This is a genomic window from Xanthomonas vasicola (genome assembly GCF_000772705.2).
Classification (GTDB): Bacteria; Pseudomonadota; Gammaproteobacteria; order Xanthomonadales; family Xanthomonadaceae; genus Xanthomonas; species Xanthomonas vasicola.
Map to the genome: position 1 here is coordinate 44,896 of NZ_JSBW02000035.1, position 24,106 is coordinate 69,001.

The 24,106-nt window shown below is 58.6% G+C and carries 17 protein-coding genes and 3 pseudogenes; 14 read left to right on the forward strand and 6 right to left on the reverse strand.

Features of this window, described 5'->3' with window-relative positions:
* Nucleotides 1-40: 40 nt before the first annotated feature.
* Nucleotides 41-1,807, reverse strand: coding sequence for an aspartate--tRNA ligase (gene aspS, locus NX05_RS08115; RefSeq protein WP_039436744.1), 1,767 nt, complete (start codon nt 1,805-1,807; stop codon nt 41-43).
* Between the two features lie 157 nt (nt 1,808-1,964).
* Between aspS and NX05_RS08120 the strand changes: the two genes are divergently transcribed.
* Nucleotides 1,965-2,732: a DUF3011 domain-containing protein gene (locus NX05_RS08120; RefSeq protein WP_039436745.1), complete on the forward strand. Its 768-nt coding sequence runs from the start codon at nt 1,965-1,967 to the stop codon at nt 2,730-2,732.
* Nucleotides 2,733-2,936: 204 nt separating this feature from the next.
* Here NX05_RS08120 and NX05_RS08125 read toward each other — a convergent pair whose 3' ends face one another.
* Together NX05_RS08125 and NX05_RS08130 are read right to left on the reverse strand one after the other, a co-directional pair.
* Entirely contained in the window at nt 2,937-3,176 is a 240-nt protein-coding gene (locus tag NX05_RS08125) for a response regulator (RefSeq protein WP_017118561.1), read from the reverse strand.
* 157 nt (nt 3,177-3,333) lie between these two features.
* The gene (locus tag NX05_RS08130; protein ID WP_010379621.1) at nt 3,334-3,627 is read right to left on the reverse strand and encodes an FmdB family zinc ribbon protein; all 294 of its coding nucleotides are present in this window, start codon (nt 3,625-3,627) and stop codon (nt 3,334-3,336) included.
* 470 nt (nt 3,628-4,097) lie between these two features.
* On the opposite strand from NX05_RS08130, the gene NX05_RS08135 reads away from it, so the two are divergent.
* The 13 genes and pseudogenes from NX05_RS08135 to NX05_RS08190 all read left to right on the forward strand — a co-directional run bounded on the left by NX05_RS08135 (nt 4,098) and on the right by NX05_RS08190 (nt 21,557).
* Entirely contained in the window at nt 4,098-5,342 is a 1,245-nt protein-coding gene (locus tag NX05_RS08135) for an MFS transporter (RefSeq protein WP_039436747.1), read from the forward strand.
* Nucleotides 5,343-5,559: 217 nt separating this feature from the next.
* Entirely contained in the window at nt 5,560-6,540 is a 981-nt protein-coding gene (locus NX05_RS08140; RefSeq protein WP_053012849.1) for an IS5 family transposase, read from the forward strand.
* Between the two features lie 517 nt (nt 6,541-7,057).
* The gene (locus NX05_RS23680) at nt 7,058-7,426 is read left to right on the forward strand and encodes a hypothetical protein (protein WP_126922596.1); all 369 of its coding nucleotides are present in this window, start codon (nt 7,058-7,060) and stop codon (nt 7,424-7,426) included.
* Nucleotides 7,427-7,705: 279 nt separating this feature from the next.
* Nucleotides 7,706-8,860 (forward strand): 2-aminoethylphosphonate--pyruvate transaminase, encoded by a 1,155-nt coding sequence (locus NX05_RS22130; protein WP_080764577.1) that lies wholly within the window; start codon nt 7,706-7,708, stop codon nt 8,858-8,860.
* Nucleotides 8,860-10,182, forward strand: a complete 1,323-nt coding sequence (locus NX05_RS08155; protein WP_039436754.1) for an O-acetylhomoserine aminocarboxypropyltransferase/cysteine synthase family protein — start codon at nt 8,860-8,862, stop codon at nt 10,180-10,182. Before NX05_RS22130 ends, NX05_RS08155 begins: the two co-directional genes overlap by 1 nt.
* A 25-nt stretch (nt 10,183-10,207) precedes the next feature.
* A complete protein-coding gene (locus NX05_RS08160) occupies nt 10,208-11,248 on the forward strand; it encodes a fatty acid desaturase family protein (protein WP_010363239.1) in 1,041 nt (346 codons plus the stop codon).
* A 17-nt stretch (nt 11,249-11,265) separates the two neighbouring features.
* A complete protein-coding gene (locus tag NX05_RS22135; protein ID WP_080764576.1) occupies nt 11,266-12,126 on the forward strand; it encodes a gamma-glutamyl-gamma-aminobutyrate hydrolase family protein in 861 nt (286 codons plus the stop codon).
* Between the two features lie 34 nt (nt 12,127-12,160).
* Nucleotides 12,161-12,760 (forward strand): LysE family translocator, encoded by a 600-nt coding sequence (locus NX05_RS08165; protein WP_039436757.1) that lies wholly within the window; start codon nt 12,161-12,163, stop codon nt 12,758-12,760.
* A gap of 67 nt (nt 12,761-12,827) precedes the next feature.
* Nucleotides 12,828-13,763, forward strand: a complete 936-nt coding sequence (locus NX05_RS22140; protein ID WP_100243572.1) for a homoserine O-succinyltransferase — start codon at nt 12,828-12,830, stop codon at nt 13,761-13,763.
* Nucleotides 13,764-13,828: 65 nt separating this feature from the next.
* A complete protein-coding gene (locus tag NX05_RS08175; RefSeq protein ID WP_039436943.1) occupies nt 13,829-15,181 on the forward strand; it encodes a glutamine synthetase family protein in 1,353 nt (450 codons plus the stop codon).
* A 118-nt stretch (nt 15,182-15,299) separates the two neighbouring features.
* Nucleotides 15,300-16,281, forward strand: a pseudogene (locus tag NX05_RS08180) (IS5 family transposase).
* A 418-nt stretch (nt 16,282-16,699) separates the two neighbouring features.
* Complete coding sequence (locus NX05_RS08185; RefSeq protein ID WP_039436946.1) at nt 16,700-19,171, forward strand: TonB-dependent receptor domain-containing protein; 2,472 nt, start codon at nt 16,700-16,702, stop codon at nt 19,169-19,171.
* 229 nt (nt 19,172-19,400) lie between these two features.
* Nucleotides 19,401-21,557 carry a phosphocholine-specific phospholipase C gene (locus NX05_RS08190; protein ID WP_039436765.1) on the forward strand — a complete coding sequence of 719 codons (2,157 nt, stop codon included), beginning with the start codon at nt 19,401-19,403 and terminating at the stop codon, nt 21,555-21,557.
* A 263-nt stretch (nt 21,558-21,820) separates the two neighbouring features.
* Here NX05_RS08190 and NX05_RS08195 read toward each other — a convergent pair whose 3' ends face one another.
* From NX05_RS08195 to NX05_RS08200, 3 genes and pseudogenes are all read right to left on the reverse strand, one after another.
* Complete coding sequence (locus tag NX05_RS08195) at nt 21,821-23,377, reverse strand: ArnT family glycosyltransferase (protein ID WP_039436767.1); 1,557 nt, start codon at nt 23,375-23,377, stop codon at nt 21,821-21,823.
* Nucleotides 23,378-23,584: 207 nt separating this feature from the next.
* Nucleotides 23,585-23,656: pseudogene (locus NX05_RS23685) on the reverse strand (xylanase); the annotation flags it as partial.
* 115 nt (nt 23,657-23,771) lie between these two features.
* Nucleotides 23,772-23,978: pseudogene (locus NX05_RS08200) on the reverse strand (transposase); the annotation flags it as partial.
* Between the last annotated feature and the right edge of the window lie 128 nt (nt 23,979-24,106).

Below are 24,106 nucleotides of genomic sequence, written 5' to 3' on the forward strand. Positions count from 1 at the left end.
ACACGGCCACGCATTGGACGCGGCCGTGCTTGAGTGCTGGTCAGACCTGCTTCGGGCGGACCTGCACGTGCACTTCGGCGAGCTGGTCGGCGGCGATCGGCGAGGGGGCGTCGGTCATCAGATCCTGCGCGCCGGTGGTCTTCGGGAACGGGATGACGTCGCGGATGGACTCGGTGCCGGCCATCAGCGCGGCGATGCGGTCGATACCGAACGCGATGCCGCCGTGCGGCGGTGCGCCGTAGTTCAAGGCATCCAGCAGGAAGCCGAACTTGGCGCGCGCTTCTTCCGCGCCGATGCCGAGCAGCTCGAAGACGGCGCTCTGCATGTCGGGGCGATGGATACGAATCGAGCCACCGCCGATTTCATTACCGTTGAGCACCATGTCGTAACCACGCGAGACCGCGATGCGTGCGTTGGCGCGCAGGTCGGCGATATCGTCCACCGCCGGTGCGGTGAAGGGGTGATGCAGGGCCACATAGCGCTGGGCTTCGTCGTCCCATTCAAACATCGGGAAATCGGTGACCCACAGCGGCGCCCAGCCGTCGGCGAGCAGATTGAACTCCTTGCCGGCCTTCAGGCGCAGCGCGCCCATGAAATCGGACACCTTGGTGTAGCCGCCGGCGCCAAAAAACACGATGTCGCCATTGCCGGCACCAACGTGCTTGATCAGCGCAGCAAACGCCTCTTCGCTGAAGAACTTGGCGATCGGCGAACTCACCTCGCCGGTCTCCGACAACTTGATATACGCCAGCCCCTTGGCACCATATTTAGCGGCGTGCGCGGCGTATTCGTCGATCTGCTTGCGCGACAGGCCGGCGCCACCAGGAATGCGTAGCGCGGCGACGCGGCCATCGGCATCGTTGGCGGCGGCAGTAAATACCGGGAATTCGCTGAATTTGACCAGCTCGGCCACGTCGACCAATTCCAGCGCGATGCGCAGGTCCGGCTTGTCCGACCCAAAGCGACGCATCGCCTCGGCCCAGGTCATGCGCGGGAACTGCGCGGCCAGGTCCACATCCACCACTTCCTTGAAAATGGCGCGGATCATGTCTTCGACAAAATCCTGCACGTCGCGCTCGCGCACGAAGGCAAATTCCATATCGAGCTGAGTGAATTCCAGCTGGCGGTCGGCGCGCAGCGCTTCGTCGCGGAAGCAACGTGCGATTTGGTAGTAACGGTCGAAGCCGGCCACCATCAGGATCTGCTTGAACAACTGCGGGCTCTGCGGCAACGCGTAGAACTCGCCCGGATGCATGCGCGCCGGCACCAGGAAGTCGCGTGCGCCTTCCGGGGTGGCCTTGGTCAGGATCGGGGTTTCGATGTCCTGGAAATCGCGTGCATCCAGATGCCGGCGCAGCGCCTGCACCAGCTTGATGCGGGTGCGCTGCATGCGCTGCATTTCCGGGCGACGCAGGTCCAGGTAACGGTATTTCAGGCGGGTTTCTTCGCCCGGATTCTCATGCGCGTGGAACGGCAGCGGCGCGGCCTTGTTGAGGATGCTGATGCGCGTGGCGATCACTTCCACCTTGCCGGTGCGCAGCTTGTCGTTGACCGCATGGCGCGCGCGCACCACACCTTCCACCTGTAACACGTCCTCGTAGCCCAGGCTGGCGGCCACCTTGAACAGCTCTGCGCTGGCGTCGTCGCCGGCCACCGGTTCCACCGTCACCTGCACGATGCCTTCGTGGTCGCGCAGGTCGATGAAGCACACCCCGCCCAGGTTACGGGCCACGTCGGTCCAGCCGGCGAGAGTGACGGTTTGGCCGATCAAGGTCTCATCGACCAGGCCGCAGAAGTGGGTACGCATCGAAAGCTCCGCTGAAAACCCGACGCAGGACAGCACCGGAAAGCCGGATATTCTGGGGCCGGCGGCCGACAGGAGCAAATGCGCGGGCGCTCATGGTCGCTTAAGTCAGCGCCCGGCTGAATAGGCGCCACGCCCCTCCCGCACCAAGGACGACACGATGCTGCGCACCGCCCTGCTGCTTACCGGCTTCGGCCTGATCACCCTGACCGGCGCGTTTGCCAGCGCCACCGCCAGCGCGCAGGAACGCGGCTGGGACGGCGCCAGCATCACCTGCTCCAGTAACGACAACCGCCGCCGCGAGTGCGATACGCCGTTCCGCGGCCGCGCCGTGCTGGTGGAAAACATCTCCGGCACACGCTGCATCGAAGGCCGCAACTGGGGCAGCGACCGCGGCCGGGTCTGGGTGGACAACGGCTGTCGCGGTCGCTTTGTCGAAGGCCGCAACGGCGGCGGCTGGGGCGGCGGCAATGGCCCAGGTGGTGGCTACGGCGGGGCCGCCGGGACGGTGCGCTGCGAAAGCAACGACCAGCGCCAGAAGATCTGCGACACCGGCTGGCGCCGCGCCATGTTGGTACGCCAACTCTCGAATACCCCGTGCGTGGAAGGCGGCAACTGGCGCCAGGAAGGCGGCCGGATCTGGGTAGACGATGGGTGCCGGGGCGAATTTGCACAGGCCCGCGGTGGCGGTGGCTGGGATCGCGGCGACGGCGGCGACGACCGCCCCCGCAACGACTACGCCATCAACTGCGCCAGCGACGACCGCCGCCTGCGCACCTGCGCCTGGGATGGCCGCTATGGCCGCCCGGTGCTCACCCGCCAGCTTTCCGACACGCGTTGTGAGGAAGGCCGCACCTGGGGCTACGACGATCGCCGCGCCACGGTGTGGGTCAACGATGGTTGCCGGGCGCGCTTCGAAGCGCGTTGAGGCGCCGGGCGCGCAGGCCGGCGTTGTGGGATCGGCCTGCGCGCTTCGGCGAGGCACCGGGCTATTGCTATCGACAACAGCAGGTATCCAGGCGGTGCGGATCTCGAACCCGGCCGGGGCAACCATAAAGAAGTGCGGCAACACCTGCGCGCGCGACGCGCACGTCGGGGCCGTAGAGCCTGGTAGCCGCGCGCGCACGCTTCGTCAGAGGTTTGCTGGGAATGCAGGTGTGATGGCGGAACCAGACTTACCGAGCATGGCCCAGCCAGCCCATACTCGCCCGCAATGCAGTGCGGCAGCGCCGTCGGCAGCCAGCACCACGCGGTAGCCGTCCATCGACAGCAGCGCGCCGGCATAGGTGCGTGCAGACAGCAAGTCGCCCACACCAGGGCGGCGATGCGGCGATTGCGAGCGCTTGAACAAATCAATCTGCGGGCACAACACTGATGGCGGCGAACTGCGTTGGCGTCTTACAGCCACCTGACCTGGCGGCCAGCAACAACGCAGGCTAGCGTGACCCTGCTGACAGCACGATGCGCGACGCGGGGGCATTTGGCGCGCGGCATCGCGCCAACCGGCGCAATCTGCGCACCGTGACCACTTACGCCGGATCGGACGCGGGCTTGGCCGCAGGCTTGCTCTCTGCTGCCGCGGCCGGTTTGGCATCGCCGCCGGCGCTGCTGCTTTCGGTGAGGTTTTTCTTTTTTTCGCCGGCCGACTTGAAGTCGGTCTCATACCAACCGCTGCCGGACAGGCGGAACGACGGCGCGGTGACCTGACGCTTGATCGTGGCCGCGGCGCAGGCCGGGCAGCTCTGCGGATCGGGGTCGGACATCTTCTGCAGGCGGTCGAATGCGTGGCCGCAGGTGGTGCACTGGAAACCGTAGATGGGCATGGCAGGATCAGTTGAAGACGATGCAGGGGCGCAGATTCTAGACGCATGCAGGCTGGCAGGTGCAGTGGGGGTAGGCGGTGCGCAGCGACAGCGACGGTGGGCGATCAAGGTCGGCGGCGCGTAGCGGGCGGCGACCATGGATGGCCGCTTCGAGAACATCGCGTGGATGGATTCCGTGTACGGACGCAATACCCCCAGTCCCGCCCCCGCGTGCGCAGTGGTGGAATGACGTCCCGCTTCATTGCGCGCGCGATGCGCGTGCGTGAGTGCGTGAGTGGATGAGCCATGCAGGCAGCGCAGCGTGCAGCCAATCGTAGAAGTCCTACACGTTGCAGGAATCACATCACAGAGCGACCTGGCAATCGCCGACAACCCCATCGAAGCACGCCAACACAGTCAAGCTGCGTCGGGCAGGCTGTTACACTCGGACACGTGATCGACGCGCCTTTTCCCCCACGAGGGCCGCATCCATGCTGCGGCTGACTGCCTTATTGCTCGGCGTTGCCCTGCTGCTCACCGGTAGCGGCTTGCTCGGCACGCTGCTCGCCGTGCGCGGCGATCAGGCCGGCTTCGATGCGCGTGCGTTGGGCTTGATCATGTCCGGCTACTTCGCCGGTTTCTTTCTCGGCACCTTCTTTGCACCGCCGCTGATTCGCCGCATCGGGCATATCCGCGCATTTGCGTTTTATGCGGCGCTGGCGGCCATTGCGGTGCTGCTGCATCCAATCTGGTTGAATGCCTGGGGCTGGGGCGTACTGCGCCTGGTGACCGGCGCGGCGCTGGTGGGTCTGTATACCGTGATCGAAAGCTGGCTCAACGCCGAACCGGACGCGCGCCGGCGCAGCCGGGTGTTTTCGGTGTACATGGCAATCAATCTGTCGGCGCTAGCGCTGGGGCAGATCCTGCTCACCATCGGCGACGCAGGCGCGCCGGCGATGTTTACGCTGACGGCGATCCTGTTCTGTGCAGCGGTCATGCCGGTGATGACCACGCGACTGATCCCGCCCGAGGTGCCGCATGTATCGCGGCTGCGGTTGGTCACGTTGTATGCCTTAGCGCCTGTGGCGACGATTGGCGCCGGCCTTTCCGGCCTGGCGATGGGCGCGTTTTGGGGCTTGTTGCCGGTGTACGCCAAGCGGATCGGGCTGGATTCCGACGGCGTTGCGATGTTCATGCTCACCGCCATCGTGGGCGGTGCGGTGCTGCAGTGGCCGATCGGGCGCATCAGCGACGGGCATGACCGCCGCATCGGCCTGGTGACGGTGAGTGTGATGGCCGCCGGCATCGCCATCGCTGCGGCATTGCCGATGGTGCAGACGCAGACGACCATGCTGTTCGTGCTGTTCTTCGTCTATGGCGGGCTGGCGTTTTCGCTCTATCCGTTTGCGGTGGCGCACATGCTCGATTACCTGCCGCGCGAAGACCTGCTTTCCGGCTGCAGCAGTTTGTTGCTGGTGCATGGTGTGGGTGCGGCGGTCGGCCCAGCGTTGGCCGGCGGTGCGATGCAGAAATTCGGCCCAGCCGCGTTGCCGGTGTACTTCGCCGTGATGCTGTTGGCACTGGCCGGATTCACGCTGTCGCGACTGTTACGCTTCACCCGCCGCCGCACCCATCCGATCGCCTTCCGCCCGATTCTGCGCACCACGCCGTCGGCACTGGAATTGATGCCGGAAACCCAGCAGGCCGAAGCGCCACCGCATACCAAGCAACGCTGAAACCCTCCTTCGCGCTGTTTTCTAGGAGGCTTGAACAGTTTGGTCAGTGCACGACGCAGAAGTGCTACTGCGACCAGCGACGGGGGGACGTCGAGGGGACCTGCTCGATCTCGGCCACAAAGATCTCGCGGCGGGTCTGCTTGCGCTTGCCTAGGGAAGGTCTGATCAACTCACCACAGATACGCGACACTACCCGCCTCATGTTGAGGATTCATCCATGCAACTGACGTTCGGTGACGCGGAGGGCCTGGGCAAGCGCAAGCAGACCCGGCGGGAGATCTTCCTGGCCGAGATGGAGCAGGTGGTTCCGTGGCAGCAACTGCTCGGGCTGATCGCGCCGCACTATCCGGTGTCGGGGCGGCCAGGGCGGCAGCCATACGCCCTGGCAACGATGTTGCGGATTCATCTGCTGCAGCAGTGGTATGCGTTGAGCGATCCGGCGATGGAAGAAGCGCTGCACGAGATTCCGACCTTACGGCGATTTGCCCAGCTCTGCGGGTTGGACGACATTCCCGACGAGACCACGATTCTCAACTTTCGGCGTCTGCTGGAGACCCATGGCCTTGCCGCGCGGATGCTGGAAGCGGTCAACGCGCATCTGGCGCGCACGGGCCAGAGCCTGCGGTCGGGCACGATCGTCAATGCGACGCTGATCGCTGCACCCAGCTCGACCAAGAACGCCGATCACGCACGCGACCCTGAGATGCATCAGACCAAGAAGGGCAATCAGTGGTATTTCGGGATGAAGGCGCACATCGGCGTGGATGAGTTTTCCGGGCTGGTGCACCACGTCCATTGCACAGCGGCCAATGTCGCCGATGTCACGGTGATGCACACCTTGCTACACGGCAAAGAAGACAGCGTGTTCGGCGACAGCGGCTATACCGGTGCAGACAAACGCAAAGAGCTGCAGGACTGCGAAGCTGCATTCTTCAGCGCCGCCAAGCCCTCGACGATCCAAGCCATCGGCAACAACCGCGAGCGTGCTCGGGAACAGCGTTGGGAGCACTTCAAAGCCAGCGTGCGCGCGAAGGTGGAGCATCCCTTCCGGGTGATCAAACGTCAGTTCGGCTACACCAAGCTCCGCTATCGCGGCCTGGCCAAGAACACCGCACAGGTGCTGACCTTGTTTGCGCTCTCCAATCTGTGGATGAAGCCAAAGCAGTTGCTGCCGGCTATGGGGAGCGTGCGCCTGTAAACCGGGGAATTCCCACGCAAAGCGCCAGAAATGGCGAAATTCCGAAGATCCAAACGCCACTCTTCGGAACGACGCGACATCCCGCACTCTCAGGCCTCGTTGATCAGACCTTCCCTAGGTCCTCAGCGCCACCTACGTCAGTTGTATGTCGCGTCCCTATACGTGAGCGGAGAGTGTCGCTCATCTGCGGTGTGTTGTTCAGAGGTTCCCTAACGCAGGGGGAGGTCACGCAGCAATGCTCCAGCCACAGTAGATCGGCGTTGGTATTTCAGCTGTTTGTCAGGAGATTATTAGATGGATATCTCATATAAAAGCTAAAGGGACGCGCACAACGATCATGACGAAAATTTTAATAACAAAATCTCATGTCTGCGATTGCAAAATTACCTTGCGCCAGCTCATCCGAAGCATATAATCAAACCTAGGCTAACCTAATATTGAAATTATTGAAATTAGAAAGGATTCGGTAGAGTAGGAACATTGTGATTGGTGCTGATGCCGACAGAGAGCTATCCAAATGAATTTTTCCCTTGAACAACGCCATGCCAGACGCCAGGACTTCAGTAATCCGCTGACATTGTTGTCGCGGCATAGAAAATCTGGCTGTGAGTGCTCTTACTCATTGGATGAGAAAATTGCAGCCGCTCACAAGGTGAAGGTTGGCCAGCGTGATTGGTCAACCGAGGTGACCGTCACGGAGGTGACATGTAACATCACTGTTGCGATCGGCTGCCTGTTGCGATCGGCTGCCGATTTTTCAATTCCTTTGAAGAAGAAAATGATCGGCGCCGCCGATCTCCAGCGCACTGATCCTGTGTTTGCGAGCGTCATCGATTTGAACCCGATGCAGCAGCAACGCGATACTCTGGCCAAGAAGATCGAGTAATTTTTACATAGCCCGTCCTCGCGCGGTTTCTTCTCAAAATTATCACATGTCTCCGCACACTGGGCTCGGTGTGTGCGTATATCATGATATGCATCATAGTTTATATTAATTAAATTTAGATATAGAGCAACTGCAGCACACCAACTTGTTGCCTGCCACAATTTGGCTATTCAAAAGTTTTTAAACAGGCATCGTTGCCCCCCCCTCATCACCACTAGTTGTAGCCTGCGTAAGCATCTTGAGCTAAGTGTGCCTATCCTCCGCTACTGAGGTTCCTATATGTCTACAGAAAAATATTTCTTAATGACACCAGGTCCGTTGGCCTTAAGCGACGAGGTAAAATCACAGATGCAGTTTGACATGGGCTCAAGGGACAAAAGCTTTAGGATCATGACTGCCTTGATGCGCAATCTAGTGATCAACCTGGTTGAAGGACAGGATTCCCATTCGGTTGTACCAATTCAAGGTAGTGGAACATACGGAATCGAGGCGGCGTTAGCCACCTTTATTTCCCAGTCCGATAAGCCGCTTGTTTGCATAAATGGTATATATGGCGAACGCATTCTTAAAATACTTCAACTGCGCGAAATAAGCGCAATCAGCATTAATGCACCTGTCGACAAACCACTTTCTGTCGTCGATATAGAGAGATACCTCTGCAAAGATCGCTCCATAACTCACATCTGCTTTGTACACTGTGAGACAACCACTGGCGTAATAAATCCACTTGATGGAATCGTCCAGTTGGCAAAAAAATATGGAATTGTCACGATTGTAGACGCTATGAGCTCTTTTGGCGCACTCGATATTAGCGTAAAAGCTACGCCATTTGACATTCTTGTTACTTCCAGTAATAAATGCATTGAAGGACCGCCTGGCATTTCATTAGTAATCGCCAGTTTGGCGTTACTGACAAGAAAAAAAACAACTCCGGTCAATTCTTTCGTTCTGGATGTTCGAGCTCAATGGAAAAGTTTTGAACAGACAGGAGAATGGCGTTCAACTCCTCCTACTCATGTGATACAAGCCTGCACCAAAGCGCTCGAATTGCTGAGCTGTGAAGGCGTGAAAAATCGCAGAAGGCGATATTGCATCGTACGAGAAGATATTATTAGTGCAACCCACCAATACGCTAAGCCGTTACTAAGTGCCATGGCACGATCCCCGGTATGTTTGGCGCTCACCGCGAAGGGTGTGATTGATACCGAAGAGGATTTCGATGAATTTTATTGCCATCTTGTAAAGTACAATCTCTATATCTACTCAAAATTCCATATTCAGACGCGAAGCTTCAGGATCGGCTGCATCGGCGCGATCGAGCCAAAATGGATAATCACTATGGCGACAGCATTCCGTGATTTTTTCGAAGATCGCAAACGCCGTCTGACAGAGGCGAAATTTTCCAATTCCGCGCTTGCAGGTGGAGCGGTCTGATGTCGTATCGCAATCACGAAAAAGACTTTTTGACGGAAACAGCCGTTCTACACGCAGGTTATCGGCACGATCCAGTCACCAACGCTATGGCAGTTCCCATATACCAGACCACGGCTTATGAGCTCAGTGATGACCTAGCGGGTGTATCTGATATATACAATGTAAAGCGAGACGGTTTCACCTATACGCGGATCATTAATCCTACCACCCGTGTACTAGAGCGCCGATACGCCCGGGTGGAGGGCGCGGCGGATGCGCTTGCAGTGGCTTCTGGACAAGCCGCTACCTTTCTTGCGCTAATGAACTTGGGCAGCGGTCGACCGGGCGACAACATAGTTACATCGAAGTATCTTTATGGAAATTCTTGGAATTTGCTGTTTAACACCTTCAAGCGCTTAGGCATTGAGGCAAGATCGGCTGACCCCCAGGAACCAGAATCCTTCAGGCGGCAAATCGATGACAGGACCATAGCGTTGTTCGGCGAAGTCTTTTCCAATCCTTGTGTCATTCCCTTGCCGGTATCGGCGCTTGCTGAGATTGGCAGGGTCCATGGCATTCCCCTCGTTGTTGACAACACTACAACACCACTTGCTTGCAGGCCCGGGGCGTTGGGGGCCGCCATCACTACCTATTCGGCAACAAAGTACATCTGCGGCCATGGCACCACACTAGGAGGACTGGTCGTCGACAATGGGAACTTTGCTTGGGATGATGTCTCCCGCTTCCCACTGCTAAATGGCCCTGACGAGGCGCATGGCGGCATATGCTGGCGAGATGCGGTGCACTTTCTGAAAGATTTAGGTAATAGTGCTTACCTTTTGAAGGCACGTATGACTTGGCTTCGCGATACAGGCGCGGCGATCAGCCCATTCGCAAGTTTTCAATTGATACAGGGTTTGGAAACACTAAGCCTGCGCATGCACCGCCACTGCCAGAACGCTGCGTTGGTTGCCCGTTTTCTGGAAGGTCATCCTAAGGTCCGAAGCGTTTCTTATCCTGGCCTTGCTACGGGACGCGAAAGAGAAATCGTAGATGAACTGATTGATCTCAAAGTTGGCTACGGCGCAATGATCATGTTCGAGTTGGACGATGAAACTGCAGGTAGAAAGTTCGTGCAGAACATCCGTCTAATGTACCACGTGTCGAATGTGGGGGATGCACGAACGCTCGTAACTCATCCAGTCTCTACCACTCATACGACCGTCCCTAAAACTCAGCGTGAGGCAGCTGGAATCCTCGATGGTTCTATCCGCCTTTGCGTCGGCATAGAGAATATTGATGACATAATTAATGACATTAAACGCGGCCTTGATGCCGTTTAATGGCTGATCCGCCTGGAGAAGCATCATGAAAACAAAGCAGACTTGGTCGCTCAGAAATAAGCGATTCGAAAAATTCGAGTTTTCTAGCGAAATCATGCGCGAGTTGGCTGGCTTGCGCACAGATAACATTACCGGCGCCTTATATATAATCAAGGATTATACGATAATGGTGGCCTGCGCAGTTGCTACGGTTCAAGTCAGTTGGTGGCTTTACCCATTGGCATTGTTGATTATTGGCGCTCACCAGCGCGGGCTAACAACGATCTCACACGATGCAGCGCACCGAATACTAGCAAAGAATAGATTATGGAACAATTTACTCGGGACGATATTCGCCGCCTATCCTATATTCCAGCGGCACTGGGCATACCGCGTCTCCCATGTACACCTACATCATCCGCACCTTGGTGATCCAGAGCAGGACCCTGATTTGAAGTTCTTTGTCAAATCAGGGGTCTATACGGTTCGCGAGCCGCGCAAGTATAAATCATTTATTGTCTGGAAGTCAATTTTCGGCGGGGCCACCCTTCGTTATTTGAGCTATCTTTGGAGTAACCGATTCTTTGTCTTGGGAAGCAAGGAGAGGATCGTCAATAAGCGAGACGTCCTTATAGATTCGTATGGTTTCTCGGCGTTCTGGATAACGGTAATAGTTGGCTTTACCTCAGCAAATGCTCTCCATCTGCTAGTGCTTTTTTGGCTAATCCCCTATCTCACCACTTTTCAGGTTTTGGGTTGGTTCACCGAGCTGGCTGAGCACTCGCCGATGTGCGAAAGTGAGGTCAAGAATGTTTATTTGACAAGGAATAGAAAAAGCGGACTCATAGAGCGCTTGTTATTTGGTGTCAATTACGATGAGTACCATCTTGAGCACCATCTTTCGCCGGCGGTTCCTTTCTGGTTATTAAAAAAAGCACAGAAAATCCGGATGCGTGATCCAACATATGCAAATATTGCGAAATCCTGGGGTGGCCTATTTTTTAGCGGCCCAGAGGGACAGCCAAGCGTAATCGCGCAATTGCTTGAACGAAACCGTCGCCTCTACGAAATTGGGCCGCGCAAATGAGCCGGAGGACATCCACGATGGAAAAGGTTTCCGAATACGTGAGTCGACCTGTTGTTGGAGTCACAGCAAATCGAAACATTGATGATGGAGTTCATCGTGACAGGTTAAGAAGACGTTACATTGAAGCCCTTGATATCTACGCTGCTGTTGAATGCGTCATTCTTCCTACTGTGGACGGCGATCTTCGTTGGGACGCAAGCCTCAGGAAATTCCGTTATCTGATGCGTCGTTTAGATGGCCTAGTATTGACTGGTGATGAATCAAATCTTGATGCAGACATCTTTAATGGCCTGCAGCGTCGATGGAACCGTGCCGACGACGACGTTATCGCTAGGGAACGAGACCGGCCCAGGGATCGCCTGTCGTGTGTCGCGTTGTCGATCGCGAGAGAGCTAGATATGCCGGTCCTAGGAATTTGCCGTGGATTGCAAGAAATGCATGTACAGCAAGGCGGAGTACTTGTTGCACAGCTGCCTGTCACTGAGCTCGGCATAGTACATAGTGAGCCCTTGAACGTACCTCGCGATCAACAATATCTGCCATCACACGGGATTCGGATCATTTCCGATGGACTGCTTTCCGATATTCTCAAAGACGAAAAAAATGTGCTCCAAGTTAACTCGCTCCATAATCAAGGAGCGTCCGAGCCGGCACCCGGGGTTCGTGTAGAGGCTATCGCAGACGACGGCGTTGTCGAGGCAATTTCCTACCGATCCTCGACCTTTCAGTTAGGAGTGCAATGGCATCCGGAATGGCATGTCAAGCAGGATCCAGTGAGTCAGAAGATATTTCAATTCTTTGGCGATGCTTGCTATGCATACGAATCGAGGCGGCATGGCGCCAATACTTCCGCCTCTTTCTTCCAAGAAATAGATTGAAGCGACCAACATTACTTAATATAATGCCGAGACAATGGATTCCCAGCTAATGGTTCTTTTCGCGATTGCGTTCACTTGCGCGGTCGCCGTGCCTGGACCAAACGTAGCATTTGTCGTGGCTCAAACTATCAAGTATGGCCATAAAATCATGGTTCCCTGTTTATTGGGCTTTGGATTAGCTACTTTGATTCACGCCGTTATCGCGCTGTCCGGGGTCGGCTTGCTCATACACGAGCACTCGTCTCTTCTCGGTTATCTTCGTTTTGTAGGAGCCATTTATCTCACATACCTTGGCCTAGTCTCATTGCTGCACCAACCCGAACATCACAGTACCGAGATAATCTATTCTATCCCGCGAAAGGCATTCATTGATTCATCACTTGTAGCCCTAACCAATCCCAAGGGATGGCTGGCCACATTGCTCACCTATCCAAGTTTTATCAGCCCATACTATTCTTACACGCACCAAGCAATTGCATTGATTTTGATGGGATTATTTATTTCGCTCGTAATCTATGGTGGATATGCGCTACTCGCCCAAAGGGCTCGCGCCCTCCTCAGGAATGAACGCAATATAATTCGGTTTGCCGGCGCCATATATCTGCTTGTCGCAATTTTCTTATTTATCTACTGACTGAATCAAATTTTCTCATCCTACAAACGGCCGACGCATACCGCTTGTTAAAGGAGGACACAACCTCATGTCAATAATAATACCTAAAGGATTGCCAGCAGGTCGTGCTCTTGAAAACGAAGGCATCACGGTCTTGCAAGATGAAACAACGATTCACCGGCAATGCCGCATTATACGCGTGGGTTTACTCAACCTCATGCCAAATAAAATCAATACCGAGATCCAGATAGCCCGTCTTTTGGGTTCCACTCCCTTCGAGGTCGAGTTGACTCTTGTTAGGATATCACGCCACTCATCAAAGAATACACCCATCGAACACTTGAAGGCGTTTTATCAAGATTGGCGCGATATTAAGACCCTAAAATTTGATGGATTTATAATAACCGGGGCTCCTATTGAGAAGATTCCTTTCTGCAGCGTTGATTACTGGGATGATCTTACTGAAGTGTTCCGTTGGACGCAGACCCACGTCCATAGTTGCTTTAACATCTGTTGGGCCGCGCAAGCTGCTATGCATTTCTTTTACGGGGTGGAAAAATACGTTTTAGAAGAGAAATTATTCGGGGTATTCAAACATCACATCTATGACGTTAATTCACCTTACCTAAAGGGATTTACTGGAGAAGTCCACATTCCGGTATCGCGCTGGACGGAAATACGTCGCATCGATCTCCCTGTGGATAGCGGTGTTTCGGTCCTCATTGATTCATTTGATGCGGGGATTTGCCTTCTTAGCGATCCTGAACATCATGCCTTGCATTTCTTCAATCATATTGAATATGATTCGAATACTCTTGCAGATGAGTATTTCCGCGACCTGGATGCGGGAGCAAATATCCAGCTGCCCAAGGGTTATTTTCCAAACGATTGCCCTCATCTCCCGCCGACGAATAGATGGCGCGGTCATGCGCTTTTATTGTTTGAGAACTGGATCAGTCATATGCATAAATTCCCTAACGGATCTGGGCAAGGCCGGCCGATTTCAATTCGCCGCCAACAGTAGACGTGCAATTCTCGTTAAATTTTCATATAAATAAGGCCTATTTGAGCGGCGGCGGTAAATCTATTATGAACCTTGATGAACTCCGGAATTTGATTGCCTCCAACTCGATCGACACGATATTGGTCTGCATGGTTGACATGCAGGGCAGGCTTATGGGGAAACGCTATCATGCCGCTACATTTGTTCGTCACGGTTACGAACTAGGCCATGCTTGTAATTATTTATTGGCTAATGACATGGAAATGGTTCCCGTACCAGGTTACGCGAGTGCAGGCTGGAGCGCTGGTTACGGCGATTTCATCCTCAGACCTGACTTTTCCAGCTTACGATTGCTGCCGTGGCTCGACGCAACGGCATTGGTAATTTGCGATGTCTACAGTGAAAACGGGCAGCCAGTGGCGCAATCGCCTAGACATATATTGCAAAGGCAGTTACGCAGGCTAACCGACCGCGGAATGCGTGCCTGTTTTGCATCGGAGCTTGAATTCTATCTTTTTGATGAGACCTATACCGAGATATCAAAAAGGAATTATAATCTTCCCAAGGTATTTGGAAGTTACAATCAGGACTATAGTATTCTGTCGACAACGCAGCAGGAGTGCGTCATGCGTCCGATCAGGAACGGTTTACATGGTGCTGGGGTCGAAATTGAATGTACAAAGGGGGAAGGGGGCGCTGGTCAGGGGGAAATTAATGTCCGCCATTCAGACCCATTATTGATGGCTGATCAGCACACAATCATCAAGCATGGCAGTAAGGAAATAGCAGCACAGCACGGAAAGTCGATCACCTACATGGCGAAATGGAACGATAATTATGCGGGTTCATCCAGCCATGTCCATGGGTCGCTATGGTCTTCTGACGGCCGCCCCCTTTTTTATGACAAAGCAGAACCGCAAGGAATGTCGGTTATAATGAGAAACTATTTAGCCGGAATTCTCAAGTACGCGGGCGATATTACTTTATTATTGGCGCCCTACATCAATTCCTATAAAAGGTTCCAGATCGACACTTTCGCACCGACTAAGATATCATGGGGCTACGACAATCGAACGACCGGCTTACGTGTTTGTGGCATTGGTTCTGATGATCTGCGCGTCGAGTGCCGTATTGGTGGCGCTGATATGAATCCCTATATTGCGTTCGCCGGACTGATTGCAGCCGGCTTGGCAGGGATTGACGAGAAACTGCCACTGTGCGATCCCTGCAAGAGCGATGCATATCGCGATACGGGATTGCCGGACATTCCAACAACGCTAAGAGCTGCTATCGGCATTAGCTCGAACTCCAGTTGGCTGCGCGAGGTGCTAGGAAGCGAGGTTGTCGAACACTACGTCCATGCTGCGCAATGGGAACAGTCCGAATATGATAGGCATGTCACCGATTGGGATTTGCTCAGAGGATTTGAACGTAGCTAGGAAAGGTCTGATCAACTCACCACCACAGATACGTGACACTACCCGCCTCGTTTTTAGGGAACTCTGAACACCCCCCCTTGATCCTGCGACAATCGCACAGACGCAACGGACAACGACGATGCAACTGACCTTCGGCGACGCGGAGTCAACGGCAAGCGCAAGCGGACGCGGCGTGAAGTGTTCTTGGCCAAGATGGACCAGTTCGTGCCGTGGAAGGACCTGCTGGCGCTGATCGAGCCGCACTACCCGACGTCGGGGCAGCCGTGGCGCCAGCGGTATCGGCTGGAAACGATGCTGCGCATCAACTTTTTGCAGCAGTGGTATGCGCTGAGCGATCCATCGGCGGAAGAAGCGCTGTACGACACGGTGTCGATGCGCCGTTTCGCAAAGATCGGTGGTCTGGACGAGGTGCCGGATGAGACGACGATTCTCGATTTCCGCCACTTGCTGGAGCGACATGACTTGGCGCGCAAGCTGTTCAATCGGGTCAGCGCGCACCTGTCGCGCAAGGGGCAAAGCTTGCGCGGCGTGACGATCATGGACGCCACGATCATCGCTGCGCCCAGCTCGACCAAGCACAAGGAGGGCGAGCGCGATCCGGACATGCACCAGACCAATAAGGGAACCAGTACTCCTTCGGGATGGAGGCGCATATTGGGGTGGACGATGACTCCGGGCTGGTGCACCACGTCGCATGCACGGCGGCCAACGTGGCCGATGTGACGCAATCGCACAAGCTGCTGCACGGCAAGGAAGACACGGTGTGCGGGGACAGCGGCTACAACGGGCTTGAGAAGCGCGAGGAGATCAAGCGCAAGCGCAAGCTGCGCTACCTGATCGCGGAGAAGCCCTCGAAGCTGAAGCAGATCAAGAACAAGCGCGAACTGATGTTGGCCAAGCACTGGGAGCACACCAAGGCCAGCCTGCGTGCGAAGGTGGAACACCCGTTTCGGGTGATCAAGCGCCAGTTTGGCTACGCCAAGGTGCGCTATCGCGGTTTGGCGAAGAACACCGCACAGGTGCTGACGCTGTTTGCACTGTCGAATCTGTGGCTGAAGCGGAAGCAGTTGATGCCTGCCGTTGGGAAGGTATGCCTGTAATCGGGGCAACACCCCGCAAACGCGCAGAAACCGGCAAAAAATCGGCGATTTGAGCGCGATCAGCGCGGTGGATGTGGATTGTTTCGTTTTCCGGCCCCGTTGATCAGACCATCCCTAGTGCGGCGTCCTATCGCTTGCAGGACCGTTGGCGGCATGGATGCCGCCATCGAGCCCCCAGGAATGGTTCACGGCGTGTCCCGCGAGCGGTGAGGGCATCGCGCCATCGGCCGACTCAGCTGTTGACTCAATCCGCTGACCAACCCAAACCCCGCTTCGCCCAAGATCTCGTCAGCTCGGCTGGAAGCATCCAAACGCCGCTAAACACGTCGTCGCTCTGGCTATGAGGCTGCGTATATCCAGCGAGTGATTCGAGCGAGTGATTCGAGCGAGTGATCGCAGCCCCACTTCCAGCGCCGTCATCATCACGCAACGCAAGCGCGGCAGTCTTCCTGGATCGCCTCCCCCGCTGTGGATTTCAATGGATTCGATGTCCTGCCTGCGCGTGCGCCACCCAGCCCCGCTCGCATTACTGCTGGTTCCGCTCGCGCTGCCGGCTTACGCGCAGCAGGTTCCGGATGGCGCAACGTTCGACCCGACCGCGACCGCACCGGCCAGCACTGCCGAACAGGTATCGACGCTGGATCAGGTGCAAGTGGTCGGCCAGGCGATGACGTATTCCAAGGCCACCGTCAGCAAGGAAATGCTGGACCGCCAGTTCGTGCTCGGCAGCGTCAATGACGCACTCAACGAACTGCCCGGCGTGGTGGTGACCGAAGCCGATGCCTTTGGCTCGTCTGACTGGGGCACGCAAATCAGCATGCGCGGCTTTGTCAGCAATCGCGATACGCAGCAAATTGGCACCACCATCGACGGCGTGCCCAATGGCGGCTCGGCATACGGCGGCGGCTCCAAGGCCAACCGCTTTATCGACATGCCGGATCTGGAAACGGTGGAAGTGAGCCAGGGCACTGCCGACATCGCCTCGCGCTCCAACGAAGCCTTGGGTGGCACCTTGAATTACCTGACCAGCGAACCGCTGGAAACGCAGCGTGTGCGCGTGATCGGCGGTATCGGCGACAACCAGGCGCGCAAATATTACGCGCGCTACGACACCGGCCTGATCGGCGGCAATACGCGTGCCTGGGTCAGTGGTTCGTCGGCACGTAACGATGACTGGATCGACGGCAGCGGCCACACCAGTCGCGATCACCTGGCCGGCAAGTTCGTCAGCGTTTTGAATCAGTGGACGCTCAGCGGCTATGCCTCTTACGACGATGCCGACGAATCTGAGTACACCAGCGTGACCCCGGAGCAGTTCGCGCGCGACCCCGAGCACGACCTATTGACCGGCACGCTCACCGGCATTCCGTACCTGGACCAGAACTATCGCTCCGGCTCGCGCGCGCTGCGCAAGAACACGTTCGGCTATCTGCGCGGCGCGTTCGATGGCGGCAACGGCTTCAAGACCACGCTCACCGGCTATGCGCACCGCATGCAGGGGCGCGGCGACTGGATTCCGCCGTATCTGGTAGACGTCACCAACGATGGCGCCGGCGCACCCGAATCGGAGGCGCGCGGCGGCAACACCGTGTATGGCGGCAGCGACCTGGGCAAACTGTATTACCTCACCCCCGGCGGCGCGGCCGCGACCATGCTGACCGGTTGCGCCGGCAGCGACGCGGTGCCGGCCGAATCCAACCCCGCTTGCTATCCGGCCGGCTCGGTGCCGGTGCAATCGTATCGGCATAGCCATTACGACAATCACCGCGCAGGCGCGATGGCCGATGTGGAATGGCGCGCCGACCTCGGTGCCATCGACAACACCGTGCGCGCCGGTGCCTGGCTGGAGCGCGTTGAGCGCAGCGTCACCCGCGACTGGCATCGCCTGCTCAATGTCGGCACCAACATCAGCTTCGATCATCAGCCGTACTGGGTGCAGTTCAAGGACAACTACCAGACCGACGAGCAGATGTATTACGTGGAGGACGTGATGCGTTACGGCGCGTTCGCATGGCGCGTGGGCGTCAAGCAGTTCTTCGTCGATCAAACCCGCGACCGCCGCATCGGCGATGCGCAGCACGTGGAATCGGACTCACATTCCGATCCGCTGCTGTCGGCCGGCCTGACCTGGACCACACCGGTGCAGGGCCTGGAAGCCTTTGCCGGTTACTCGCAGAATTTCGCCGCGATTCCGTCCGGCGTGCTGGGCGAAACCGATCCGGTCGCGCTGAGCCGGGTGAAACCGGAAACCGCCGACAACATCGAACTCGGCCTGCGTGTCAGCCGCTGGCCGTTGACCGGCAGCGTCACGCTCTACGACATCCGCTTCGACAACCGCATCGTGTATGTGCCGGCCAACTTCGTCACCGGCATCGACTACCTGGGCGAAACCGATGGCGTGTACGAAAACTTCGGCGGCGTGCATGCGCGCGGTGTGGAAGCAGCGCTGGGCTACGGCTGGGACAACGGCTGGCGCATCAATGGTGCCTACACCTACAACAAAGCAGATTACCTGGGTAGCGGCGATGCCGCGCGCGATACCGCATTGGAGATCACGCCCGGTGCGCAGGTAATCGGCCAACCGCGCAATACGCTGGTGGTGTCGGCCGACTGGCGCGGCCAGGCATGGCGCTTCGGTGTCTCCGGGCGCTATCTGGGCAAGCGCTACCTGGACGCGTCCAACCGCGCCGCGCTTGATGGCGTGACCACCTTCGATGCCAACCTGGGTGTGGAGCTCTCGCAGCTGAGCTCGCAATTCAGAGGCTTGCAGCTGGCACTCAACGTCAGCAACCTCACCGACAAACGCTATCTGGAGGGCGTGGATGGCAGCGACAGTGCCTTTATCGCCGCGCCGCGCACCGTGGGCCTGACCTTGACGCTGGATCTTTAACCCAGCCGCACGCAGCTCGATCTGCGAAGGCGATTTGCTCCGACATGCGCAAGAGCGGATCGGGGTAAACGTACGATGCCCGATCCACACTGCGGACAACCTTCCTGCGATTGGGAACGGAATTGATCGCCTTTCCTGCGAGCAGCCGAAGAACGCATTACGCAAGCGCGCCGGGTAGGCTCGACGCTCGCCATTGCAGACAGGATTGGAACGCCAACCAGGTGACACGATGATCGATCTCCCCCGCCGCCGCGCACTGCAGACCGGGCTTGCTGGTGCCGCCGCCGCGCTGTTGCCACCCAGCATCGCGCGCGCCGCAGCCATCGCGCCGGACCGTCGCACGGGCACGCTAGAGGACCTGCAATACGTGGTGATCCTGATGCAGGAAAACCGCGCGTTCGATCATTACTTCGGCGCCCTGCCCGGTGTACGCGGGTTCGGCGACCGTTTCCCGATTCCGGCGCCGCCATTGCCCGGCGCACCCGCGCGCACGGTGTGGCTGCAACCCAGCGAAGACGGCCGCCAGTGGCTGACGCCGTTTGCGCTGGACACGGCAGCGCAGTTCGGTTTCATGCGCGTCAAAGGCACCCCGCATAGCTGGCCGGATGCACAGCAGGCCTGGAACCATGGCCGGCTCGGGCATTGGGCCGCCGCCAAGCACAATCACGCGCTGGGCTATTACACGCGTGCTGATCTGCCGTTTCAGTACGCGCTTGCCGATGCGTTTACCGTCTGCGATGCGTACCACGCTGCGATCCAGACCGGCACCAATTCCAACCGTGTGTTTTTGTGGACCGGCAGTAACGATCCGCAGGCCCGCGCGGGCGGCCCGGTGATTGGCAATTCGCACGATAACTTTCCGGAACTGGGTGGGTTTGCCGAGCCGTATCGCTGGGGCACCTATGTCGAAGCGTTGCAGAACGCCGGTGTGTCCTGGCAGATCTATCAGGACATGGCCGACAACTTCACCGACAACCCGCTGGCAGGATTTGCGCCGTTTCGACAGGCGTACAGTGCCGCACACGGACATGATCCAGACCTGCGCGCGCGTGGCGTGAGCACGCGCGGTGTCGCGCAGCTGCGCGAGGACGTGCTGGGCGGGCGCCTGCCCGCGGTGAGTTACATCATTGCCGATGCGGCCGGCAGCGAGCACCCGGATCCGTCCAGCCCGGCCCAGGGCGCGGCTTACACCGCGCGTGTGCTGGATGCGCTCACTGCCGATCCGGCAGTGTGGAGCCGCACCGCCTTGCTGCTGATGTTCGACGAGAACGACGGCTTTTTCGACCATATGCCGCCACCCGTACCACCGTCGCCGGATGCACGTGCGCTTGGCGGGTTTGCCGGTACATCGACGATCGCCACCGACGACGACTACCACCGCCATCCGGCGCCAGGCGAGCAGAAAGTGGATCTGCCTGAATTCCGCGGGCGACCGTACGGGCTGGGCCCGCGTGTGCCGATGTATGTGATCTCGCCATGGAGCCGCGGCGGCTGGGTGGATTCGCAGGTGTACGACCACACCTCGGTGCTGCGCATGCTGGAACGTCGCTTCGGCGTGCCCGCACCGGAGATCACACCGTGGCGGCGCGCGGTGTGTGGCGATCTGACCAACGCCTTCGATTTCCGCACTACCGATACGCGCGCATTCGCCGCAGCGCTGCCCGATGTCAGTGAAGCCGCAGCGCGCGCGTCAGCCTTGCGCGAACACGCACTGCCGCCGTTGCCGGGCACATTGCAGCCGCCAGAGCAACCGTTCGGCGTGCGCCGTTCGCGCGCACTGCCGTATCGCCCCAGCGTGGAGCTAGCCCATCTGCCCGAGCATGGCGAGGTGCAGCTGCGCATGACCAACGCGGGCGCCGCGGTGGTACTACATGTCTACGACCGCTTCGATCTCGCCGCGATTCCGCGCCGCTATACGGTGGGCAACGGCGCCGCAGTGGAAGGAACGTGGACCACCTACGATGGCCGCTACGATCTGTGGCTGCTCGGCCCCAACGGATTCCATCGTCACTATCGTGGCGATCTGAGCGCGGTGTTGCTGGTGGCCGAGATCACGCAGGACGTAAACGATGCGCAGGCGCTGTGCCTGATGTTACGCAATCCCGGCAACCGCCCACTGCACGTCGCGCTGAAACCTGGCGCGTACACGCAAACGCAACGGGGCCAGCACGTCACCGTTGCCGCCGGCGACGAGCACCGTGTGCGCTGGAGCGCTACATCGACCGGCGGCTGGTACGACCTGTGGTTGGTCCAGGACGGGGTGCGCCAGCGCCTTGCCGGACGCGTGGAAACCGGCAAGCCCGGAATCAGCGACCCAGCGCTAGGCGGGCCGGCACGGCTGTATCAGGACGATCCGCCACGCATCGACGGCCCAGGACCTGCGTAACAAGAACGGGATTGGGCAGTGCAGATTCGGCAAGGACCGGACCGGCGTGCGCCGTCATCAGCTCGCACCGCCATGGCGCGGCGCTCTGCGTATTGGTATCGACGGCGGCGTTGTTCAGCGCGGGCGGCAGCAAGGCCTGCTACCGCACTCACGCACCATGCCTAGCGACAGCCGCCGCCCGGCAACGAGGCTATTGGTGCGCAAACCCTGACGGCCTCTGGCCGACGCGTACACCGCGTCGCCGGCCAAGCCGCCGGCTTGCACTACCGATGCAGCCAGTACCGGCAATCGCCCATCGTCTGCGGCTGCGCGCCCGCGGAATAACGCTGCACGATCGTGGCGTGCCACTGCGCCCGTTGCGGGCTGCTGCCCACCTTGTTGGGGCAATCGACCAACGCCGCCAGCGGCAGGCCACCCAGCGCAGTGTCGGTGCTGGCCAGCGACTGCAAGGCCTGATCGGACGCCCAGTCGGCAATCATCACCGCGCGGCGCCCGGACCGATAGGGCAGTTCGGAAGACCAGTCATCACCAAAGGCCACCACCACGCCCTGTTCGGGGGTCGCGGCACGGATCTGATCGGCGATCTGCGAGATCGACGTCGGCTCACGCGCTTGCTTCATGTTCTTCAGCGCACTCACCAGGCCAGAGCCCAGTGACAGCAGGCACAGGAACACCGCCAATGCCACGCCGCGGCCGGGTTTACCGACTTCCTGGCCACGCTGCACAACGTGCCACAGCACCAGGCCGACGATCGAGGTGGCGAACACCATCTGCGCGAACTGGTAATAGGGATGCACCACCTGCAGATTGGTGAAGACCAGCATCGGCGCCAGGTAGGCGAGCAACAACAAGACCACCGCCGCACGGATCTGGCGGATCGACAAACCGGCGACGAGGATGATCAGGAACACCCAGTTCGAACCCACCGGTCCGGCAAAGCGCTTCTTGAAGATGGTCCCCCACCAGATGGCCGGATCCAGGCGCTGCTGCAGGGTGCCGTAATTGAAGCCCGACAGGCTAGCGGACGTGACCTGTTGGCCCAGTAACGACTGTGCCTTCAAGGCGTCGGCATGTTGCAGCCAAAGCAGCAGGGCCCCCAGCGCCGCCACGGCCGCCACCGCGCCCCAGCCCAGCAGCTTCCAATGCCCGGCCAACCACTGTGGACGCCAGCCATGCTCGCGCAACGCCACCCAGGCCAGCGCCAGGACGGTGAAAACAGCAAAACCGAAGAAGGTGGTGATCTTGATCAAGGCTGCCAGTACCGCGGCAGCAACGGCGACCCCGCCGTGCCAGGCCCGCGGCTGCACGTACAGACGTGCCATCGCCCAGACAAACACCAGACCGAAGAACACCGCGGTGGATTCCATCATCACCGAGCGGCCCCATAACTGGGCCAGCGGCGACACTGCGAACGCACCGGCGATACACAGTGCCAGCACGCGGTCGGGGCGCAGTACCAGGGTGATGCGATACGTCATCCAGATGCAGCCCACATGGAACAGGGTGGACAGCAAGCGACCGCTATTGTCGGCACTCATGCCGGTGACTTTGGACAGCAACGCAGCCAACCACTGGAACAGCGGCAGCTCGAACGGTATTGACCACGGCGCGCCGAGCACCGGCGTGAGATAGGACAGGAAAGGCCCGCCGCGCAGCATCCAGTCGATCGAGAGTGCGGTCTGCGTCTGCCGGAAACCGGACGCATCGATGGGCGGCATCGACCAGCTGAAAACCAGCATGATCAACAGCGCGATGGCCGAATAGCACAGCAGGATCCGGGCCGGTAGCAGGCCACGGTTGGGGGGCAGTTGCTGGTTCACGCGTTGCGCTCCTGTAGGCGCCGGCCATCAGGCGCAAGGCGGCCGGGCGCGCAGTGTCGGTTCTGCGGGCAGCGAGCGCAAGCCGTCGCTGGCACCAGTAGCTGCCAGGAACCCACCGCATCTACCGATCCAGCAGCGCCGCCACACTGTGATAGCCGTAGCGCTCGCGATGATCGACTTGTCGTCCCCATCAGCAGCGCTGACCCATCAATCCAGTACGCCGATCGTGTGCAGCCAGGTCTCCACCAACTGCGGCCACTGCGCGATCGGCAGCCCCTTAAGGATGGTCTGATCAACGCGACCGGGAAACCAAGCAAACCGCATCCGCCGCGCTGAGGGCGCTCAAATCGCCGATTTTTTGCCGGTTTCGGCCGTTTGCGGGGTGTTGCCTGGATTACAGGCACAGCTTCCCCGCAGCAGGCATTAACGCTTTGCGCGTCAGCCACAGATTCGACAGTGCAAACAGCGTCAGCACCTGTGCGGTGTTCTTCGCCAAACCGCGATAGCGCACCTTGACGTAACCAAACTGACGCTTGATCACCCGAAACGGGTGTTCCACCTTCGCACGCAGGCTGGCCTTGGTGTGCTCCCAGCGCTTGGCCGGTAATCCCCCCGCAGGTTAGCTGACGCCAGAAGTGGAATTTTCTCGTACCCTTTTCCGAGGAGGTTCCATGAAGACATCCCGCTTCACCGACAGCCAGATCATCGCCGTGCTCAAACAGGCCGAGC

Excerpts from the sequence above, each read along its gene's own strand:
- NX05_RS08190 (WP_039436765.1), top strand. The coding sequence starts at position 19,401 with ATGATCGATCTCCCCCGCCGCCGCGCACTGCAGACCGGGCTTGCTGGT.
- NX05_RS08165 (WP_039436757.1), top strand. The coding sequence starts at position 12,161 with ATGGATTCCCAGCTAATGGTTCTTTTCGCGATTGCGTTCACTTGCGCG.
- aspS (WP_039436744.1), bottom strand. The coding sequence starts at position 1,807 with ATGCGTACCCACTTCTGCGGCCTGGTCGATGAGACCTTGATCGGCCAA.
- NX05_RS08130 (WP_010379621.1), bottom strand. The coding sequence starts at position 3,627 with ATGCCCATCTACGGTTTCCAGTGCACCACCTGCGGCCACGCATTCGAC.
- NX05_RS08140 (WP_053012849.1), top strand. The coding sequence starts at position 5,560 with ATGCAACTGACGTTCGGTGACGCGGAGGGCCTGGGCAAGCGCAAGCAG.
- NX05_RS23680 (WP_126922596.1), top strand. The coding sequence starts at position 7,058 with ATGAATTTTTCCCTTGAACAACGCCATGCCAGACGCCAGGACTTCAGT.
- NX05_RS08160 (WP_010363239.1), top strand. The coding sequence starts at position 10,208 with ATGAAAACAAAGCAGACTTGGTCGCTCAGAAATAAGCGATTCGAAAAA.
- NX05_RS08155 (WP_039436754.1), top strand. The coding sequence starts at position 8,860 with ATGTCGTATCGCAATCACGAAAAAGACTTTTTGACGGAAACAGCCGTT.
- NX05_RS08135 (WP_039436747.1), top strand. The coding sequence starts at position 4,098 with ATGCTGCGGCTGACTGCCTTATTGCTCGGCGTTGCCCTGCTGCTCACC.
- NX05_RS08120 (WP_039436745.1), top strand. The coding sequence starts at position 1,965 with ATGCTGCGCACCGCCCTGCTGCTTACCGGCTTCGGCCTGATCACCCTG.
- NX05_RS22130 (WP_080764577.1), top strand. The coding sequence starts at position 7,706 with ATGTCTACAGAAAAATATTTCTTAATGACACCAGGTCCGTTGGCCTTA.
- NX05_RS08175 (WP_039436943.1), top strand. The coding sequence starts at position 13,829 with ATGAACCTTGATGAACTCCGGAATTTGATTGCCTCCAACTCGATCGAC.
- NX05_RS22135 (WP_080764576.1), top strand. The coding sequence starts at position 11,266 with ATGGAAAAGGTTTCCGAATACGTGAGTCGACCTGTTGTTGGAGTCACA.
- NX05_RS22140 (WP_100243572.1), top strand. The coding sequence starts at position 12,828 with ATGTCAATAATAATACCTAAAGGATTGCCAGCAGGTCGTGCTCTTGAA.